The 20,201-nt window shown below is 50.2% G+C and carries 19 protein-coding genes; 17 read left to right on the top strand and 2 right to left on the bottom strand.

Annotation, left to right across the window (positions count from 1 at the left end; genetic code table 11):
• Positions 1-141 precede the first annotated feature (141 nt).
• On the bottom strand, positions 142-552 hold the full coding sequence (locus KXU80_RS13730; RefSeq protein WP_219838755.1) for a hypothetical protein: 411 nt from the start codon (positions 550-552) through the stop codon (positions 142-144).
• A gap of 117 nt (positions 553-669) precedes the next feature.
• Between KXU80_RS13730 and KXU80_RS13725 the strand changes: the two genes are divergently transcribed.
• From KXU80_RS13725 to KXU80_RS13685, 9 genes are all read left to right on the top strand, one after another.
• On the top strand, positions 670-1,467 hold the full coding sequence (locus KXU80_RS13725) for a YwmB family TATA-box binding protein (RefSeq protein ID WP_219838754.1): 798 nt from the start codon (positions 670-672) through the stop codon (positions 1,465-1,467).
• Between the two features lie 128 nt (positions 1,468-1,595).
• Positions 1,596-3,140: a glucose-6-phosphate dehydrogenase gene (gene zwf / locus KXU80_RS13720; protein WP_219838753.1), complete on the top strand. Its 1,545-nt coding sequence runs from the start codon at positions 1,596-1,598 to the stop codon at positions 3,138-3,140.
• 52 nt (positions 3,141-3,192) lie between these two features.
• Complete coding sequence (locus KXU80_RS13715; protein WP_219838752.1) at positions 3,193-3,684, top strand: cyclase family protein; 492 nt, start codon at positions 3,193-3,195, stop codon at positions 3,682-3,684.
• A gap of 19 nt (positions 3,685-3,703) precedes the next feature.
• Positions 3,704-5,290, top strand: a complete 1,587-nt coding sequence (locus KXU80_RS13710) for a peptide chain release factor 3 (protein WP_219838751.1) — start codon at positions 3,704-3,706, stop codon at positions 5,288-5,290.
• Positions 5,291-5,483: 193 nt separating this feature from the next.
• Entirely contained in the window at positions 5,484-6,584 is a 1,101-nt protein-coding gene (locus tag KXU80_RS13705) for a LacI family DNA-binding transcriptional regulator (RefSeq protein WP_219838750.1), read from the top strand.
• Between the two features lie 47 nt (positions 6,585-6,631).
• Positions 6,632-7,795, top strand: coding sequence for a Gfo/Idh/MocA family protein (locus tag KXU80_RS13700; RefSeq protein ID WP_219838749.1), 1,164 nt, complete (start codon positions 6,632-6,634; stop codon positions 7,793-7,795).
• A gap of 42 nt (positions 7,796-7,837) precedes the next feature.
• Positions 7,838-8,461: a ThuA domain-containing protein gene (locus KXU80_RS13695; protein WP_219838748.1), complete on the top strand. Its 624-nt coding sequence runs from the start codon at positions 7,838-7,840 to the stop codon at positions 8,459-8,461.
• Positions 8,462-8,538: 77 nt separating this feature from the next.
• Positions 8,539-9,633, top strand: a complete 1,095-nt coding sequence (locus tag KXU80_RS13690) for a Gfo/Idh/MocA family protein (protein ID WP_219838747.1) — start codon at positions 8,539-8,541, stop codon at positions 9,631-9,633.
• A 108-nt stretch (positions 9,634-9,741) separates the two neighbouring features.
• The gene (locus tag KXU80_RS13685; protein ID WP_219838746.1) at positions 9,742-10,839 is read left to right on the top strand and encodes a Gfo/Idh/MocA family protein; all 1,098 of its coding nucleotides are present in this window, start codon (positions 9,742-9,744) and stop codon (positions 10,837-10,839) included.
• A gap of 165 nt (positions 10,840-11,004) precedes the next feature.
• Here KXU80_RS13685 and sspI read toward each other — a convergent pair whose 3' ends face one another.
• Positions 11,005-11,241, bottom strand: a complete 237-nt coding sequence (sspI, locus tag KXU80_RS13680) for a small acid-soluble spore protein SspI (RefSeq protein WP_258171386.1) — start codon at positions 11,239-11,241, stop codon at positions 11,005-11,007.
• 144 nt (positions 11,242-11,385) lie between these two features.
• Between sspI and KXU80_RS13675 the strand changes: the two genes are divergently transcribed.
• The 8 genes from KXU80_RS13675 to KXU80_RS13640 all read left to right on the top strand — a co-directional run bounded on the left by KXU80_RS13675 (position 11,386) and on the right by KXU80_RS13640 (position 19,868).
• Positions 11,386-12,051 carry a potassium channel family protein gene (locus KXU80_RS13675; RefSeq protein WP_258171385.1) on the top strand — a complete coding sequence of 222 codons (666 nt, stop codon included), beginning with the start codon at positions 11,386-11,388 and terminating at the stop codon, positions 12,049-12,051.
• 32 nt (positions 12,052-12,083) lie between these two features.
• Positions 12,084-12,869 (top strand): TrmH family RNA methyltransferase, encoded by a 786-nt coding sequence (locus tag KXU80_RS13670; protein WP_219839033.1) that lies wholly within the window; start codon positions 12,084-12,086, stop codon positions 12,867-12,869.
• Positions 12,870-13,783: 914 nt separating this feature from the next.
• Positions 13,784-14,944, top strand: a complete 1,161-nt coding sequence (locus KXU80_RS13665; RefSeq protein WP_219838743.1) for a DegT/DnrJ/EryC1/StrS family aminotransferase — start codon at positions 13,784-13,786, stop codon at positions 14,942-14,944.
• Positions 14,945-14,972: 28 nt separating this feature from the next.
• Positions 14,973-16,232, top strand: coding sequence for a UDP-N-acetylglucosamine 4,6-dehydratase family protein (locus KXU80_RS13660; protein WP_258171384.1), 1,260 nt, complete (start codon positions 14,973-14,975; stop codon positions 16,230-16,232).
• Positions 16,229-17,179 carry a glycosyltransferase gene (locus KXU80_RS13655; RefSeq protein WP_219838742.1) on the top strand — a complete coding sequence of 317 codons (951 nt, stop codon included), beginning with the start codon at positions 16,229-16,231 and terminating at the stop codon, positions 17,177-17,179. The genes KXU80_RS13660 and KXU80_RS13655 overlap by 4 nt, the downstream gene beginning before the upstream one ends.
• A 37-nt stretch (positions 17,180-17,216) precedes the next feature.
• The gene (locus tag KXU80_RS13650) at positions 17,217-18,185 is read left to right on the top strand and encodes a glycosyltransferase (protein ID WP_219838741.1); all 969 of its coding nucleotides are present in this window, start codon (positions 17,217-17,219) and stop codon (positions 18,183-18,185) included.
• Positions 18,186-18,213: 28 nt separating this feature from the next.
• Positions 18,214-19,200, top strand: a complete 987-nt coding sequence (locus KXU80_RS13645) for an ATP-grasp domain-containing protein (RefSeq protein ID WP_219838740.1) — start codon at positions 18,214-18,216, stop codon at positions 19,198-19,200.
• Entirely contained in the window at positions 19,197-19,868 is a 672-nt protein-coding gene (locus KXU80_RS13640) for an HAD family hydrolase (protein WP_219838739.1), read from the top strand. The genes KXU80_RS13645 and KXU80_RS13640 overlap by 4 nt, the downstream gene beginning before the upstream one ends.
• The last annotated feature ends 333 nt before the right edge of the window (positions 19,869-20,201 follow it).

Genomic DNA, 20,201 nt, shown 5'->3' with positions numbered 1-20,201 from the left:
TATTCTTATGCTACATAAATTTTTCCACCTTGTCGATGATTTATCGGCATTCCTCATCGATTCGCCTCAGGACAAGCCCCGCGCATACAAAAGCCCTCACCCCGCATGGCGCAAGGCTCGGGCGTTCGATGCATTGGCCTGCTACAGAAGCAGAAACAAGAATGCGATAGAAGCCAGATCGAAGGCAAGCGCCTCGCCGTAGTAGGGGTAACCATAGCCGTATCCGTAGCCATAACCACCGTAGGGATCACCGTAATAAGGATCGTACGGATAATAGGCTTGAGTCTGAGCAGCGGAATCCTTGGATTTGCTATCGGCTGCTGATTTTCCCTTCTTCTGCTTCTTGCTTTTCAGGTTCGTCACTTTGCCCAGCTGATCACCAATTGTCGCTTGCTGAGCATGGGCATTGGGGCGCTCGTTCAACATGAGGCGGCCGCCGTGGCACCGGCTTAATATGCCGACGTGGCGTTGTCCCTCTGTCGTGACAACACATACGGCCATGCCGCAGTAGCGTTTTATCGTATCTTCATGCAGCGGATAAATTTGTTCCATCTGTGATTGACACCTCCCCTGGTTAATCTGTGACAGTGTATTCACCCAGAGGCGGATGCGTATGGATGTTTACCCACTAATCGCGGAGAATAAGCCGAAGCGAAGGAGTGATCGTGCATGACACGTCAAATGGCCCCTCTGGTTCCGATTCGCAAAATGAAGCGTTCGCGCGGCCCGGTATTCAGCCTCATTGCCGCCCTGCTTGTGCTGACTGCTGCTGTCATATGGACGCTGCAGCACAGGGATAATCGCACCCGTCAGTCCGGAGACGAGCCGCTGCGGCATGATTTTGACACGGTATGGTCGTGGGGGCAATCGGCGTTTAAGGGAGGTTCGGAGGAGGCGCGCTGGTCTTTTCGCTGGGATGGCACGACAAGCTTGAAGGCCGCGAAGCTGTTCGCGGAGAGGCTGGGTTTTACGCTAAGCAGCAATGCGGGCAGCAAGCCCGTCGATATCATGGCTGCTAATCCAGCGCATAAAATGACACTTTGGCTGCATCCTCAGCAGGCAGCGGACGGTACGTCTACATCCGATTACGAGCTGGTGCTGCTCTTCGACGCCGTTCAACCGGCGGAGCAGTCGTCGATCCGCGCGTCATTGGGAAGCATTGAGGCAGCACGGAATGCCGCGCGGATTCAGCTGCAAGGGGGCTTTAGTGTCAAAGGTACCTCAGCCAGCGCAGATGCTGCTTCAAGAATCGTGAGGCTGGCTTCCGCGAGGGAGATGGAGTCCTACGATGACGGCCACACAAGCAGCCTGACCTACTATACCCCAGATTTGGAGCTCGAGGTCCAGAGCGGCTCTTCGTCCGTAAATCTACAAATCGCCGTCTCTCATGCCAGCAAAAATCAAGCGGAAGAACTGATCTTTGGGGTACCGCTAATAACGGGCGATTATACAGTGCAAGATAAGTGAAAGATTAACGGGGAAGTCGTTTATTTCTCCCCTGATGAATGGCATCCGGCGACTTGATATGCTAAACTACAATACAAGATACATACAATCGTTGGGTGAAAATACGTAGAGAATGAGGTATAACCTAAGTGAGCAAACATGATGCGATTGCCGCAGAGGGTGCGGTATACTTTTTGTTCGGGGCGACTGGCGATTTGGCGCGCAGAAAGCTGTTTCCTGCGCTTTTCAGCTTATATAAGGAAGGCAAACTGGCCGAGGATTTCGCTGTCATCGGACTTGCGCGCAGACCGCGGACCAATGAACAGTTCCGAGCGGATGTGCATGAATCCATCGGCGAGTTCTGCCGGTACAAGGCCGACGATGAAGCGCTGTGGAATCGGTTTGCGGAGCACTTTGTATACATGCCGCTCGACATCAAGAATGTCGATGGCTTCCGTGAGCTTTCCCGGCTCACCGTAGAACTGGATAAGAAGTTCGATATTCCGGGCAACCGCTTGTTTTACTTGGCGCTTGCGCCTGAGCTGTTCGGGCCGGTCTCGTTCAACCTGCGCGACGGCGGCATGCTGGAATCGCCGGGCTGGAACCGGCTCGTAATCGAGAAGCCGTTCGGCTACGACCTGGAATCTGCGCGCAAGCTGAATACGCAGCTCAGCCAGGTGTTCAAGGAAGAAGAGATCTACCGGATCGACCATTACCTGGGCAAGGAAATGGTGCAAAATATCGAAGTGCTCCGTTTCTCCAATGCGTTCTTCGAACCGTTATGGAACAACAAGCATATCGCGAATGTGCAAATAACGCTTTCCGAGACCGTCGGGGTCGAGGAGCGCGGCGGCTATTACGACAAGTCCGGCGCACTGCGCGATATGGTTCAGAACCATATGATGCAGATGCTCGCCATGATTGCCATGGAACCGCCGAGCAGACTGCATCCGGAAGACATCCGGGACGAGAAGGTCAAAGCGCTTCGCTCGCTTCGTCCGTACGAGACTGCTGCAGAAGTCAATCAGCACGTTATTCGCGGACAATACAGCGAAGGCGCGGTGAACGGCAAGCCGCTGAGCGGCTATCGGCAGGAGGATTCCGTCAATCCGGAGTCGTCGACGGAAACGTATTTCGCAGCCCGCGTATATCTGGACAATTTCCGGTGGGCGGGCGTTCCGTTCTACATTCGCACAGGCAAACGCCTTCCGGTCAAAACGACCGAAATCGTTATCGAGTTCAAGAACGTGCCGAACAATATTTTGTTCGCGAACCGTCACGAGCTGGAGCCGAACCTGCTTGTCATCCGCGTGAACCCGATGGAAGGCATTTATATTAAAATCAATGCCAAAAAGCCCGGCGCTGAGAATGTCGTGCCGGTGTCGATGGAGTTCTGCCAAAGCTGCATGGTAGGCATCAATACGCCTGAGGCTTACGAGCGGCTGCTTCATGACGCCGGCCGCGGCGAATCGACGTACTTCACGCGTTGGGACGAGGTCGCACAGGCTTGGTCTTTCGTGGACAGGATTGCTGCTGTATGGCGGGAAGGCAACGCCAGCCTGCAGTTCTATCCGGCGGGTTCGTGGGGACCGGAGCGTACGGACGGCCTGCTGGCCGAGGACGGATTTCACTGGTGGCCGGTCAACGGCCAAGTCGAAGATAATGTCATCTGGATTTCCGGCGGGCCGAAGTAGCAGGCAGCCCCTGTATACTTGCTGACGCTGAGCAGGGGGTCACCGCCTGGATATGGACGTTCACTGCGGCACGCATGTCGATGCGCCTTTGCATATGCTGGAGGATGGCGAAACGATCGATACCATCGGTCTGGAGCAGCTTGTCGGCTATGCGCGCGTCGTGGACCTGATGCATTGCGAGGAAGCGATCACCCGGGCGGATTTGGAAGTGCTCGGGTTGCAGCGCAATGACTGGGTGTTGTTCAAAACGCGCAATTCGTTGTCGGCGTCATTTGATTTTCAATTTGTGTACTTGCGCGAAGACGGCGCACGCTACTTGGTCGAGCTCGGCATTCGCGGCTTAGGCACGGATGCGCTTGGCATTGAACGCGCGCAGCCGGATTATGCCACACATCGCTCGTTATTCCGCAATAATGTTATTATTGTGGAGGGGCTGCGTTTGAAGGACGTTGCTCCTGGCACTTATTTTATGGTCATTGCGCCGCTTAAACTCACCGGAATCGACGCGGCTCCTGCCCGCGCATTCCTGATCGGCGGCATGTAAAAGGACGAAGGGAATAATCATGAGTAAAACAATTACGGACGAAATTAAACAGCAAGTCGAGAAAAGGCGAACATTCGCTATTATTTCTCACCCGGATGCGGGAAAAACGACACTGACCGAGAAGCTGCTTCTATTCGGGGGCGCGATCCGCGAAGCGGGCTCGGTTAAGGCGCGTAAAGCAAGCCGCCACGCAACAAGCGACTGGATGGAAATCGAGAAGCAGCGGGGGATCTCCGTTACTTCCTCGGTCATGCAGTTCGATTACAGCGGCCACCGCGTCAACATTCTGGATACGCCGGGTCACCAGGACTTCAGTGAAGATACTTACCGGACGCTGACTGCAGCGGACAGCGCTGTTATGCTGATCGACGTCGCGAAGGGCGTCGAGGCACAGACGATTAAGCTGTTCCAGGTGTGCAGCAAACGCGGCATTCCCATCTTCACGTTCATTAATAAGCTCGACCGCGAAGGGCAAAGCCCGTTCGAGCTGATGGAGGAGCTGGAGCGGGTGCTCGGCATCCGCGCCGTTCCGATGAACTGGCCGATCGGCATGGGCCGCGAGCTGTGCGGCGTATACGATCGGATGAAGAACCAAGTGGAGCTGTTTCAAGGGAACGATCACTCTACGATTGAAGTACAGAAGGTCGCCGATTATAACGACCCGCATATTCGCGAGATGGCGGGCGATTATTTGACCGATCAATTAATTGCGGATCTGGAGCTCCTCGATGTCGCGGGCGATCCGTTCGACTATGAGAAGGTACGTGCCGGCGAGTTGACGCCGCTCTTCTTCGGAAGTGCCGTGAACAACTTCGGCGTGCAGACCTTCCTCGAGAATTTCCTGCAGCTTGCTCCGGCGCCGACGCCGCGCCAAAGCACAAGCGGTCCGGTCGATCCGCTGAACGAGAAGTTCTCCGGCTACGTGTTCAAAATTCAAGCGAATATGAATCCGGCTCACCGTGACCGGATTGCCTTCCTGCGGATCTGCTCCGGCCGGTTCGAGCGCGGCATGAGCGTGCGTCATGTACGCAACGGCAAAGACATCAAGCTGTCGCAGCCGCAGCAGTTTCTTGCGCAGGACCGGGATATCGTGGAGAATGCGTATCCAGGCGATATTATCGGTTTATTCGATCCCGGCATATTCCGAATCGGAGATTCGCTATCGCAGGGAAGCGAGATCGTGTTCGATGAGCTGCCGACATTCTCGCCGGAGCTGTTCGCGAAGGTGACGGTTAAGAATGCGCTCAAGCATAAGCAGTATCAGAAGGGTATTGACCAGTTGACGGAGGAAGGGACAATTCAAGTGTTCCATTCCACAGGCAACTTCGACGAGACCATTCTGGGCGTCGTCGGCCAATTGCAATTCGAGGTGTTCGAGCATCGGATGCGCTCTGAGTATGGCGTAGACATTATGCTTCACCGAATGCAGTTCCAGTTTGCCCGCTGGATCGTCGACGATAAAATCGATCCTTCCAAGTATCGGATTAATTCCACGCTCGTGAAAGACAAGAAAGACAATTACGTTGCGCTGTTCGAGAACGAATACGCGATGCGCACGGCGATGGATAAGAACCCAACCTCCAAGTTTTTGGAGATGGCGCCGTAATCGAGTAGAAGTATGACGGATAGGAAGACCTCGAGTCTGCAAGCCATTGCGGATTCGGGGTCTTTTTGCATCTAAGCGTCAGTCTGCGCAAAGCTAACATGCTAAGTGTGACAGAGACGGTAAAAGCGGCATCCTGCGCCTTGCCTTGTCGAATGCGGCTGCACACAATTCACGTTGACATTCAGAGAGCTTCATGCGAAAATGTACGCGTGTACATTATGAGAGTTATGCTGAACGGGAGGAAGGACTTATCCGTAAAAAAGTCGCTGAGCTTGCCGGCGTGTCCGAGGCGACGGTATCGCGCGTGTTGAGCGGCGTCGGCTCGGTGAAGGAAGAAACGGCGAGGCGCGTCATTGAAGCGGCGGAGCAGCTGAATTATGTGCCGAGTTCGCTTGCACAGCGGTTTGCGCTGCGTAAAAGCGGCAATCTTGGCGTCATTCTGCCTATGCTGCCAAAGGTCAACCTGTTCTCGACGTACTATTTCTCAGAAGTGCTCAGCGGGATTGGCATGACGGCCAAACAGCGCGGCTATGATCTGTTGCTGCTCTTCCGCGAACCCGACGAGCCGCGAGACTATGCCAACCTGTTTCGGACGCAGAAGGTGGACGGCTGTATCATTCTGGGTGCGCAAGACGTGCCGCCCGAACGCGCAGCGCTGGCTGAGCTGAAAGCCGGCCATCACCCCTTCTGCCTGGTCAATCAGCGGTTTGACGGTGAAGCCTACAACACGGTGGACGCCGATCAGCGAAAGGGCAGCTATGATGCGGTCAAGCATCTGCTTCATCAGGGCTGCAAGCAAATTTGTTTCTTGAATGGACCTTCCGTCTACTCTAACAGCTTAGATCGGCTTCAAGGATATCGGGATGCGCTTGAGGAGGCAGGCCTTCCGTTCTTGAGCGAACGGGTGCTCCTCGGCAATTACAGCCGCAAGAGCGGCTATTTACAAGCGAAAGCGGTTGCAGATCTGATTCGCAGCGGGCAAATCGATGCGGTGATCGCGGCGAATGACCGGATGGCGATCGGTCTGCTGCAAGGGTTGAAGGAGCTCGGTATCCGAGTCGGCGAGGAAGCGGCGCTCATCGGCTGTGATGATTCCGATGTCGTACGCATGACGGACCCGCCGCTTTCCTCAATCAGAGTGCCGTTCTTTGAAATCGGGTCGGAGGCGGCTTCAAGATTGCTGGATAGGATGCAGGATCCGAATCCGGAGTCCGCTGCGTCCTTCGACGCAAAGCTGCCGGTCAAGCTGATCGAACGCGCTTCCTCTGCAGCCGCAGGAACGAACAGAACCTAACGATTGCCTGACTTTTAACCTATTCCAATGAGAGGTGGAACAAAACGATGAGCAATATTCGCATTGGCATGATCGGTTATAAATTCATGGGGAAAGCGCACAGCAACGCCTACCGCGCGCTGCCGATGTTTTTCCCGAACGTCAAACGGCCGCAAATGTCGGTCATCTGCGGCCGCGACGCTGCCGGCTTGGAGCAGGCGCGCGCGCAGTTCGGCTGGGAGAGCGCCGAGACGGATTGGCGGAAGCTGGTCGAGCGCGAGGATATCGATGTCGTCGATATCAATGCGCCTAGCGACGCTCATAAGGAGATTGCCATTGCCGCGGCGAAAGCAGGCAAGCACATTTTCTGCGAGAAGCCGCTGGCGCTGAATCTTGCAGATTCCGTCGAGATGCTGAATGAAGCCGAGAAAGCCGGCGTGAAGCATATGGTTGGTTTCAACTACCGATTTGCACCGGCCGTACAGCTGGCGAAGAAGCTGATCGAGGAGGGCCGCATCGGCCAAATTTATCATTTCCGCGGATTCTTTCTGCAGGACTGGATTGTGGATCCTAGCTTCCCGCTCGTATGGCGACTGCAGAAGGAGATCGCCGGCTCCGGCTCCCATGGCGATTTGGGCGCGCATGTCATCGACATGGCTCGTTTCCTGGTCGGCGAGTTCAACGAGGTGATCGGCATGAGCGAAACGTTCGTGAAAGAACGTCCGCTGCCGACGGCGATGACAGGATTGAGCGCAAAGGGCGACAAAGATGCGCCTAAGGGTTCGGTTACTGTCGATGACGCAACGCTGTTTCTGGCGCGTTTCGCTAACGGTGCGCTTGGCAGCATCGAAGCGACTCGCTTCGCGCCTGGCCACCGCTGCACGAATTCGTTCGAGATCAACGGCAGCAAGGGCAGCATCAAGTTCGATTTCGAGCGCGTTAATGAGCTCGAAGTATACTTCTCGGACGATGCCGCCGACGTGCAGGGCTTCCGCCGCGTGCTGGCTACAGATGCCGCGCATGCGTACAGCGAGAACTGGTGGCCGGCAGGGCATACAATCGGTTACGAGCATACGTTCACGCACGAGATGGTGGAATTCATGAACGCGATCGCCGAGGATCGCCAGCCGATTCCGAATTTCGTGGACGGCGTGGAGTGCCAAGCCGTATTGGAAGCCGTAGATAAATCGATCGAAGAACGCCGCTGGGTTTCCATTTCGGAGCTGCGATAGACGAATTGAGCGGGCAAATCAGAGCAGAGGATGGTACGGAATATGAAAAAGGCACTGATCGTATGGGGCGGATGGGATGGCCATCAGCCAAAGGAAGTGGGCGAGATCTTCGCAGGCTTGCTGCGCGAGGAAGGGTTCGAGGTGACAGTATCCGATACGCTGGATACGTTCGCGAACGCGGAACTGATGGCAGGTCTTGACTTGATCGTTCCGGTCTGGACGATGGGCCAAATTACGCAAGAGCAGCTTCGTCCGCTTCTGGACGCCGTGAACGCGGGCTGCGGGATCGCCGGCTGCCATGGCGGCATGGGCGATTCGTTCCGCAACGAGACGGAGTTTCAATTTATGGTGGGCGGCCAATGGGTTGCGCATCCGGGCAATGACGGCGTCCGCTACGACGTCAACCTGGTGGATGAGAACGATCCGCTGACGAAGGGCATCGGCGATTTTGAGGTCGTATCCGAGCAGTATTACATGCATGTCGATCCGGCGATCAAGGTTCACGCGACGACAAACTTCGGCGACGTGAAGATGCCTGTCGTATGGACGAAGAGTTGGGGGGCCGGCCGCGTGTATTACAATACGCTTGGCCATCAAGCGAACATTGTGGCCATGCCGCAAACGCTTGAACTGATGCGCCGCGGTTTCCTGTGGGCAGCGCGCTGACGCCAGGTCATGCTGAACCGTAATGCCTTGCAGTTCTGAGGAGAATCGAAGCATCACCATTCGGGAGGGGATTATCGATGAAGAAGGTTAAAGTCGGCATTATCGGCTGCGGTAATATCAGCTGGATTTATTTTACGAACTTGCAGAAGTACCCGGAGATTGATCTTGTTGCGGCGGCAGATCTTGATATTGAACGGGCACAGGCACGCGCGGCGGAATTCAATCTGGAGAAAGCCTACACGGTGGAACAGCTGCTCGCTGATCCCGAGATTGAGATCGTCGTCAACCTGACGATTCCGAAGGCGCATGCCTCCGTATGTTTGCAGGCGCTGGAAGCGGGCAAGCATGTGTATGTGGAGAAGCCGATCGTCGTGACGCGCGAAGAAGGCAGGCAGGTGCTTGAGCTTGCTGCGGCCAAAGGCCTCCGCGTAGCAAGCGCACCGGAGACGTTCCTCGGCGGCGGCATCCAAACGTGCCGCAAGCTGATCGATGAAGGCGCGATCGGGACGCCGGTATCGGCGACGGGCTTCATGATCTGCGGCGGTCATGAGAGCTGGCATCCGGATCCGGAATTTTACTATGAAATCGGCGGCGGGCCGATGTTTGATATGGGGCCTTATTATTTGACTGCGTTCGTCACCCTGTTTGGTCCGATTGACCGTGTGACAGGCTCCGCGCGCATCTCATACCCGGAGCGGACGATTACGAGCGAGAAGAAGCGCGGCAAGAAAATCACGGTGGAAACGCCGACGAACATTACGGGCGTGCTGGATTTCGCGAACGGTACGATCGGCACGCTTATTACAAGCTTTGATGCCGCGGCAGGTACTTCGCTGCCGAACATTGAGGTACATGGCAGCGCTGGCACGCTGCTCGTTCCGGATCCGAACGGCTTCGGCGGAACGGTCAAGCTGCGCCGCGCAGGCGGTGAGTGGGAAGAGATCGAGCTAACGCATGGTTATACGGATAACAACCGCGGCATCGGCGTAGCCGATATGGCCCGCGCTATCCGCGAAGGCGGACAGCATCGCGCGAACGGAGAAATGGCGTACCATGTCCTGGAAGCAATGCACGGCATTCATGATGCCTCCCGTGACGGCAAGCATTATGTGATGGAGAGCAGCTGCTCGCGGCCTGAGCCGATGCCGGCGCTGGAGACGCAGTCGAAGTAACCACTGAAGTCGCGTATACTGCATGTTGGAAAAGTACGTATTAAATGCCAGCCTGCCCCGAAGGGGCGGGCTGCTTTCTTATTTATGTTGAGACGGGGAGATGCTTCGATGAAGCCTGTTAAAGTCGGAATTGTGGGCTGCGGCAATATCAGCCAGATTTATTTTACAAATTTAAAGCAATATCCGGAGATCGAGCTTGTCGCGGCGGCGGATATCGATTTGGAGCGAGCGAAGCAGCGCGCCGAGGAATTTGATTTACCCAAAGCGTATACCGTTGAACAGCTGATGGCCGATCCTGACATTGAGCTTGTGGTAAACCTGACGTTTCCGAAGGCACATGCGAATATTTGCCTGCAAGCGCTGGAAGCTGGTAAGCATGTTTACGTGGAGAAGCCGCTTGCCGTAACGAGAGAGGAAGGCAGGCAGGTGCTGGAGTTAGCGGCGGCGAAGGGGCTGCGCGTAGCAAGCGCGCCGGAAACATTCCTCGGCGGCGGCATTCAAACGTGTCGCAAGTTGATCGATGACGGCGTGATCGGCCAGCCGATTTCGATTTCCGGGTTTATGATGGGCGGCGGGCCGGAGGGCTGGCACCCGGATCCGGAATTTTTCTACGAAGTCGGCGGCGGTCCGATGTTCGATATGGGACCTTATTATTTGACGGCCTACATTACGCTCATGGGCCCGATCCGCAGAGTAACGGGATCCGCGGTTATTTCCTATCCGGAGCGTACCATTACAAGCGAGAAGAAGAAGGGTAAAGTGATGAAGGTCGAGACGCCGACGTACATTGCGGGGGTTATCGATTTCGAAAGCGGCGCCGTCGGCACGCTGATTACGAGTTTTGATACGCGCGGAGGCACGACGCTGCCGAAAATGGAGATCCACGGCAGCGAAGGCTCCATGCTGGTGCCGGATCCGAACATGTTCGGCGGCACGGTGAAGCTTCGCCGTCTCGGCGGCGAGTGGGAGGAGGTCTCCCTTACGCACGACAATACGGATAATAACCGGGGCATCGGCGTTGCCGACATGGCCCGGGCGATCCGGGAAGGCGGCCCGCACCGCGCGAATGGCGCGATGGCCTACCATGTGCTTGAGGCGATGCACGGCTTCCACGATGCTTCCCGCGAGGGCAAGCATTACACGATGGAGAGCACATGCGCGCGTCCTGAACCGATGCCGGCGCTGACGAATTCTCCCGCTGTATAATTGTCCAGCACGAAAACAGCTTGCCCTTCCCGGGCAAGCTGTTTTCGTGTACTGGCCTTCGTATCGATGTCTTCCCGCTCGGAATGACTGCGTGTCCGCGCAGAGATGATGCTTTATTCGGTTAGTTAGTGACCCCGTTTATCTTCACTGCTTGCGCGGCGAGGGTCAGCTTGGACTCGGCGCTGCGCTTTCTGCTGTGTGCAGGTGATTGTACAGCAGCTCCACCATGCGATTTTGTTCCGGAACCTCGCTGCTGCGCCAAATCATTTCAAATAGGACACCTAGTCCGGGGAGCGCCCGCTCGTCGCTGCCGATGGAGCTTTCGATGACGTCGGTTAGTTCCTCACCGGATTTATTTTGCACCCGACGCACGATCGCTTGACGCAAATCTAGATTGTTCAAATCTATCCCTCCATCACCTGATGATTCCCGATTAATATCTCCATGCTGCGCTGTTTTCATGCCGTATTCGCGGCCTGGATATTCGGATATCATCGGCAGTTATGCTATAATAAGCTAACTCTGAGTCATGGGAGGAGAACTGGTTTGGCGAAGAAGCAATATGCCGTTATCGGCATGGGGAGATTTGGTACAAGCGTTGCGCATACGCTGTCCAACCTAGGGTTTGATGTGCTTGCGATCGACGCTGACGAGGAGCGAATCCAAGAGGTATCCGATTGGGTGACGCATGCGGTTGCCACGGATTCAACGGATGAAGAAGCACTGAAGTCACTCGGACTGCGTAATTTCGATGTGGTGGTCGTGGCCATCGGCGAAGATATCCAGGCCAGCATTTTGACGACGCTGATTCTCAAAGAGCTTGGCGTGGCTGAAATTATCGTGAAAGCCCAAAGCGAGCTGCACGGTAAAGTGCTAAGCAAGATCGGCGCGGACAAAGTGGTGTTTCCCGAACGCGATATGGGAATGCGCGTTGCGCATCACTTGATTTCCCCCAACATTATGGAATACATAGAACTGTCTAAGGATTACAGCATCGTCGAAGTTAAGGCACCGGCTTTTACCGTCGGCCGAAATTTAAAGCAACTCGATATTCGGGCTCGATATAAATGTAATGTCCTCGCCATAAAATCGGGTACGGAGATGAATATCTCCCCTTACCCAGAGGAAACCATTAAGGCAAGCGATGTCCTCGTCATCGTCGGCAAGAATGAAGATCTTGCGGATGTCGAGCTCGCCTTTGCGGAAGGCTGATAACGAACGTGCGGAATGCTGAACAGCGAATGATGAGCATTACTTCATTGCAAAACGAAAAAGTAAAAGCGATGGCGGCGCTATTAGAGAAGAAGCATCGGGACAGAACCGGCCGCTTCTTGATCGAGGGTGTGCATCTCGTGCTGGAGGCACTGCTTGCAGGCGCAGAGGTCGAGACGATCGTCATCGACGCGGAGCGCGGCGTACCCGGCGAGCTTCGGACAATGCTGAGCCAGATAGACTGCGAGCTGATCGAAGCGACGCCTGCGATCATGGCGAAGTGTACGGGCACCGACTCGCCGCCCCCGGTCTTCGGCGTCGTGGCTAAGCCGCTCGTGGACTCTTCAGCACTATATAAGTCTGACTCGCTTGTCGTCGTACTAGACGGCGTCCGCGATCCCGGCAACGTCGGCACCATTATCCGCAGCGCCGATGCCGTTGGCGCCGATGCGGTCGTTCTCGGCCGCGGCTGCGTGGACCTGTACAACCCGAAGACGGTACGTTCGACGATGGGGTCGTTGTTCCATTTGCCCGTTGTGGAAGGAGACTTGAGTGTGCTGCTTCCCGAAGCGAAGAAACGCGGCATTCAGCTGGTCGGGACGAGCCTACAGGCGACGGCGACCTGCTACAGCTACGACTGGAGCGGGCCGACTTGGCTGCTGCTTGGCAGCGAATCCAACGGCTTGTCGGAGCAGGCGCTCGAGATGGTGGACACGCGGATGATTATCCCGATGCACGGAAAGTCGGAATCGCTGAATGTGGCGATGGCCTCCACAGTGCTGCTGTATGAGGCATTAAGGCAACGGCGGTATGCTTAAGATCCAGAGACTGTTGTGTGTGAGTTGTAATTCAGTTTGGCACCGATTGTAACTTGTTCTGGCATAGATTTGTAACGTAATTTTGGCACAGCTTCGTCTGTCCTGATAATCAAGAATCCCTTGATTTATCAGGACTTTTTTGTTCTCTTATCAGCTGAATGAATTTGATTATCATTAATTGGTTGAAAAAATTCCACGTTTTTTAGGGATCCAATATATTGGAATGATAACTGGCACAAACTACTTCAGCCGGATGGAAATAAATACGATGTTTGGAGCGAGCTCTCGGTGGACTTTAAAGAGAAATATAACATTATTTGATTGAACTATACCAGCCAATAGGTGTTAAGAGTTTCGAGGTGAGATAGATGCTCCTGGTATTGAAGAAGGGATTGCACCAGGATTGACTCACAAAATTGCTGCTCATTATGGCTTCTTTAAAAGGGTTTCTCGAGTTCCTCTTTGTAGAACAACTAGCCGAGCAGATACGCGTCTGCCGCATCGGTATCGGTCTCGAATAAAGGAAGCAGCGGTTGCCTGGTAATGACGGGCCGCCTCCAAAACAATAGTTGGGGGATTACCTGCCTCATCCTCGAGCTCTTTCACGTAATCTCTGAAGCGAGCCAACCCTTTAATCGTGAAAAATGATAATACTAGAGAAACGAAAGTAATTAATACGGAAACCAAGGAAGTGAACGTATTGTCTAATGTACCAAATTGTTATGAAACGTGAGTCGCGATAAGCGCATCAAGCAAGAGAATAACGCTATTCAAATCTATGGAAAAATCCATAGATTTTTTTGATATCAGCTTGATTATTGTGCTAGTCCAAGCAGTATGCCTTGGGAATGAATATTTTATATCGTATACCAAAAATTCCGGCATACTACTTTGAGTAATCGAGGGGGAACGGGATGAATCAAAACAAGCGGATTTTTCTATCTCCTCCACATATGGGCTGCGAGGAACTGAATCTGATCCAAGAGGCTTTCAAATCAAATTGGATTGCTCCACTTGGTCCGCATGTAGATGCTTTCGAAAAAGAGATGGCAGAATATGTAGGAACGAATGGGGCTTTGGCAGTAAATTCCGGCACAAGTGCACTTCATTTAGCATTAAAGGTTTTAGAGGTAGGTCACGGGGATATCGTATTCTGTTCCACTTTTACGTTTGTTGCAAGTGCCAATCCTATCTTGTATCAAGGTGCAATACCCGTCTTTATTGACTCTGAAATAGAAACATGGAATATGTCGCCATCGGCATTAGAACGAGCATTTATTCATTTCGATAATCTCGGAAAGCTGCCCAAAGCGGTGATCGTCGTTAATCTGTTTGGGCAGAGTGCAAATATGTTATCCATTTTGAAGATTTGTGAGCAATACCGTGTTCCGGTTATAGAGGATGCGGCAGAATCTCTAGGCGCTACCTTCCATAAAAAGGCGAGTGGAACGTTTGGAAAGTTTGGAGTCTTTTCTTTTAACGGTAATAAGATCATAACTGCTTCAGGTGGAGGAATGGTGGTTTCCGATGATCTCGACGCCATGAAGAAAATGCGTTTTTGGGCTACCCAATCCAGAGATCCAGCCTTGCATTATCAGCACAGTGAAATTGGATTTAATTACAGGCTGAGTAACGTCCTAGCAGCCATCGGAAGAGGACAATTACAAGTACTGAATGAAAGGATAGCTGACCGGAGGAACATTTTTCAACGCTATTATTCAGCACTTTCACCTTGTGAGGGTATAGAGTTTATGCCTGAACCTGCCAATAGTTATTCTACCCGCTGGCTTACGGCATTGACAGTCAACCCGCTAATAACCGGTGTATCCCCGATTCAAATTATAGAGGCTTTGGCCGAGAACAACATAGAATCGCGCCCCGTCTGGAAGCCAATGCATCTCCAGCCTCTTTTCAAATCATGCATGTACTTCCCGCATTTTCCGGATGAGAGCATCTCTAATCAATTGTTTCATCAAGGTCTATGTCTGCCTTCGGGTTCCAATCTTTCGGAAGAAGATCAGGATCGGGTGATTGAATGCGTAATAACAATCATGAACGGAAAACGAACGTATTGACAGTAAAGAATGTGACAGGGGTGAGTTCTTGAACAATTTTCTATATCATTACTCGATCAATGTCTTTTATGTCTTGCTGCTATTAATTTTAACGATTGGAATCTTTTTTTACTTCCGGTTTCATTCAAGACGTTCTGAAGCCCGAAAGAATAGAGCTCAACAGAGCAACAACCATATTCCAGATATAAGGATTGAAGAAATATTAGGAAGGGAACCGGTTCGCATTGATTTGGAAGCAGCATCTGAATTAGTGAGAGATAAAGTGATACTAGTTACGGGGGCCGGAGGTTCAATAGGCTCAGAGATTTGCAGGCATATTTGCGGTTTTCTTCCTCGAAAACTAATATTGCTTGGTCATGGTGAGTACAGTATTTTTACGATCGAGAATGAATTAAAATTGAATTTCCCCAATATCGCTACCGAATCGGTTATTGCCGATATTCAAGACAAGAAAAGGCTGGAAGACGTATTCTCCTATTTTCAGCCCCACATTATCTTTCATGCAGCAGCCCATAAACACGTGCGATTAATGGAATTAAATCCATCCGAAGCGATAAAAAACAATGTGTTTGGGACCCGGAACGTTGCCGAATGTGCGCTAAAATTTAAAGCTGAAAGGCTAGTTTTTATTTCTTCGGATAAGGGGGTTGACGCATCCAGCGTGATGGGGGCTTCTAAACGATTGGCTGAAATTATGATACTAGCGATGGGGAAATCCAAGGATACAAAATTTGTGATTGTTAGATTTGGGAATGTTTTAGGCAGCCGGGGAAGCGTGGTGCCTCTGTTTAAACAGCAAATAAAGAACGGGGGTCCCATTAAGGTATCCCATCCGGATATGGTTCGCTATTTCATGACGATTCAGGAAGCTGTGCAGCTCGTCTTTAAAGCTGCTGGGATGGCCACAGGCGGAGAAACTTTCATTCTTGATATGGGGAAGCCAGTCAAAATCATCGATTTGGCCTACCATGTCATACGAATGTCCGGTTTAGAACCAAATGAAGACATCAAGATCGTTTTTACTGGCATAGGTCCGGGCGAGAAACTGGTTGAAGAGCTCTTTAATGCCGAAGAAAAATTAAAAGCTACGAAGCATGGTTCCATCTATGTTTGTGAACCCCATGTATTCTTAGAGGAAGATGTATTTGAAACTTTGAGGACATTGGAAGAGATAGTATCTCACGAAGAAATGTTTGCCATTTCGGAAGAAATCTATTCTGTCATCAGACAATTTATTCCAGGTTTCAAGAATACCGGACAGAATCTAAGGTCGGTGGACAAAAGTTGAATAAACTAAATATTTTATATTTTACAATCGATTGGTCGACATACACTTATAAACCTGATCATTATTTCAAACTGGAATTGGCTACTCTGCCGGATGTTCATGTTCATTTCAGGGAACAAGGTGGGTATTTACCGGATATTCTTAGTACGTTGGACTTTATTCCTGATTTTATTTATATGGATAATTTTAAACATAGTCGTAATTTGTCCGCACTCCCCACCGGTATGAATAAAGTAAGCATCCCAAAAGGTATTTTATTTCACGATGTCAACAGATCCAATGATACTTTCAGAAGTTACGTCAAAGAGAACAAGATTGATTTGATCTTCGTCCACTACCGTGATGCATTTCTCAAATATTTCCCGAAATATCATGACCGGTTGAGATGGCTGCCAAATCATGCTTATAAACCGGTTTTCCACAGATACAATGTTCAGAAGACTATTGATTATTTAATGATGGGCAGAGTCAAAGACTATTACCCTCTTCGTAAAGAAATAATCCGTAAAATGCATAAGTTAGAAGGTTTTGTTTCACACGAGCATCCGGGATATAGATGGTTTACAAATAATGAAAAAGAAACACTGTATCTAGACCAAAATTATGCGAAGGAAATCAACCGAGCGAAAATGTTCCTGACATGCGGGTCCAAGTATGATTTCGCGGTAGGAAAATACTTTGAAATCCCGGCTTGCGGGACCTTGCTGTTAGCCTCCGGTTTTAATGAATTAGAAGATTTGGGGTTCATCCATAAGAAGACGTTTATTGAAATCAATAAAAGCAATTTTATGGATAAGGCCCAGTATTATCTGAGACATGAAGATGTAAGAAATGCAATAACGGAGAAGGGCTATGAGTTGGTTCGTTCCCGCCATACAACCGATATAAGAGTCAGAGAATTTGTAGATGAGCTATGGAAGTTTACCGGAAAGACTAGGCAGGAATAGATTCATAACGAACTAAGACCTTAAGGAGAAGTTGATCTTGAATAAATTAAATATCTTATATTTTACAATTAATTGGTCTACTTTCACCTACAAACCCGATCATTATTTTAAATTGGAACTAGCTAAGCTGCCGGATGTTAGGGTTCATTTTAAGCTAGGGGTGCGAGACGGTAAGAAAAAAAACGGAGGACACCTGCCTGATATTTTAAATAAATTGGAATTCGTTCCAGATTTTATTTTTTTCGATGATTTTGAATCTATTCGAGGTGTCTATGGGCTCCCGACCGGAATGAATACAGTAAACATTCCAAAGGGAATTTTATTTCACGATGTCAACAGAATCAATAATGATTTCTCTAGTTACGTGAAAGAGCATAAAATCGAGTTGGTCTTCGCCCACTATCGTGACGCCTTTTTGAACTATTTTCCGCAATACCGTAATCGATTTAGATGGTTGCCGAATCATGTTTATAAGCCGGTATTTCGCAGATATAAAGTAGAGAAAACCATTGATTATTTAATGATGGGCAAAATCAATCAATTGTACCCTCTTCGTAAAAAGATTTACCGTGAAATGCAAAATGTTAAAGGATTTGTTTCACATGGGCATCCGGGGTATAAATGGGTTTCGGAAAAAGAGAAAAAGAGGTTGTTTATTGATGAAAAATACGCGAAGGAAATCAACCGAGCGAAAATGTTCCTGACGTGCGGGTCCAAGTATGATTTCGCGGTAGGAAAATACTTTGAAATCCCGGCTTGCGGGACCTTGCTATTAGCCTCCGGTTTTCATGAATTAGAAGATTTGGGGTTCATCCATAAGAAGACGTTTATTGAAATCAATAAAAGCAATTTTATGGATATGGCCCAGTATTATCTGAGACATGAAGATGCAAGAAATGCAATAGCGGAGAAGGGCTATGAGTTGGTTCATTCCCGCCATACAACCGATATAAGAGTCAGAGAATTTGTAGATGAGCTATGGAGGTTTACCGGAAAGACTAGGTGAATCTACGGCAGGAGGTGAAGTGCACAACATGACTGCATTCAATATTCTGTTTACCAGTGCGGGTAGGAGAGTATCCTTAATCCGATCTTTTAAAGAAGCATTGAATGAGTTGGTTATAGAGGGAACCATCGTCACTGCGGATATGCAAAAATTTGCCCCTGCAGCCAAGGTTGGAGATGTCCATGAATTGCTTCCTTGCGTAACAGAATTTAACTACATTTCAAGCCTGTTGGAAGTTTGCAAAAAGCATGAAATTCAGCTATTGATCCCTCTAATCGACCCTGAATTGCAAGTGCTTGCGGATCATCGCAATGAATTCGAGAAAATAGGAGTTTTTGTGCTCATTAGTTCTTCGGAGGTCAACCGTATTTGTTTTGACAAAAGAAATACGGCTTCTTTTTTTGAGAGTATTCAATTTAACACTCCTAAAACGTTAGATCCCGCACAGATTCTATCTGATCCGGATGCCTATTATCCTCTGATGTTAAAGCCCGCCAACGGGAGCAGCAGTAAAGGGGTAACAAAGATTAATAACTCTGAGGAGTTACGATTTTTTCTGAAATATACACCTAACCCCTTGCTTCAGGAATATGTGACAGGCCTAGAATATACGATTGATGTTTTGATGGATTTTCAAGGAAGAGCACGTGCAGCCGTTCCGCGTTTACGAATGGAAACAAGAGCGGGTGAAGTCAGCAAAGGGATGACGGTGAAAAACTTCGCCATTATGGCTGCAGCCAAGAAAGCGGTTGAAGCGCTTCCTGGTGCTATAGGCTGCATCACTTTGCAGTGCTTTGTGACTAGAGAAGAGAGAATCGTTTTTATAGAAATCAATCCACGCTTTGGCGGAGGGATCCCGCTTTCCTTAGCTGCTGGGGCTAAGTATAGTAAGACCATAATTAAATGGCTTTTAAACCAGACCGAGGATTGGACGGATATGGATGATTGGCAGGACGGGTTAGTCATGCTTCGCTATGATGAAGCCTTTTATGCTCATAAGGACGAATTTCTATGAAACAAGCCATTGTGTTTGATTTGGACGATACACTTTACAGCGAGAATGAGTATGTGATTAGCGGTTTTCAGGAATTAGACCGCTGGGTTCGAAGACGTTTCAATCGTCAAGGTTTTTTCGAAGAAGCGATGCTGCTTTACTCTAAAGGACATAAAGGGAATATATTCAATGAAGCTTTGAACTTATTGAACGTACAATATGATTATGAATTGATCCTGCAGATGCTTAAGGTCTATCGTGAACATCTTCCGCAGATTCAACTTTACCCGGATGCCCTATGGTGCTTGCAGTATGCCTCAACCAAAGCGAAGACAGGATTAATCACCGATGGGTTTTTAGTCGCGCAGAAGCAAAAAGTAAAATCTTTAGGGATACACTTCTATTTAAACTATATCGTATACTCGGATGAGCTAGGTTGGCAGTATTGGAAGCCTAGTCCAATTCCATATATGCTTATGACAAATGGGCTAGGTATTTCTCCTGCCGCATGTGTGTATATCGGTGATAATTCACATAAAGACTTTATTACGGCCAAACGCTTAGGATGGACAACGGTTTGCGTTAAGCGAACGAACGGCATTTACAAAAATGCTGTAGTCGATCCCCATTACTTGGCAGATTATGAGGTTTCAAGTTTATATGAAATTAGAAATTTAGGCTTCTTTTAAAGCAATTTAAAAGGATTGACGGATGGACGAATGAGGACTTTACACCTGCCGAAGAAAAGCAGTGGAGACAATATTTTAATGTTATAGACTGTTGCGGTTACCCAAAACTAGAACCACTTCAAATTAATGCTCGGAAAGCCAGTTTGAGAGATTAAGCCAGTAATAACCGGTTGGTTCCATGCCTACAATGGCTGCCGTTAGGCTATGCGTCGCTTGCAGTGTGTAACCCAACGAAGAAGGTTGAACTGTGACCCACAAGAAGGACACTTTGAAAAAAGTGACCCCTCTTGTGGGTCATTTGTGTTTTAATCAAGGGAAGAGATGAGGAGCGAG

This window comes from Paenibacillus sp. R14(2021), from assembly GCF_019431355.1.
In the GTDB taxonomy this organism is placed as follows: Bacteria; Bacillota; Bacilli; order Paenibacillales; family Paenibacillaceae; genus Paenibacillus_Z.
Note: the sequence above shows the minus strand (reverse complement) of the source record. Positions and strands in the feature narration are given on the sequence as shown.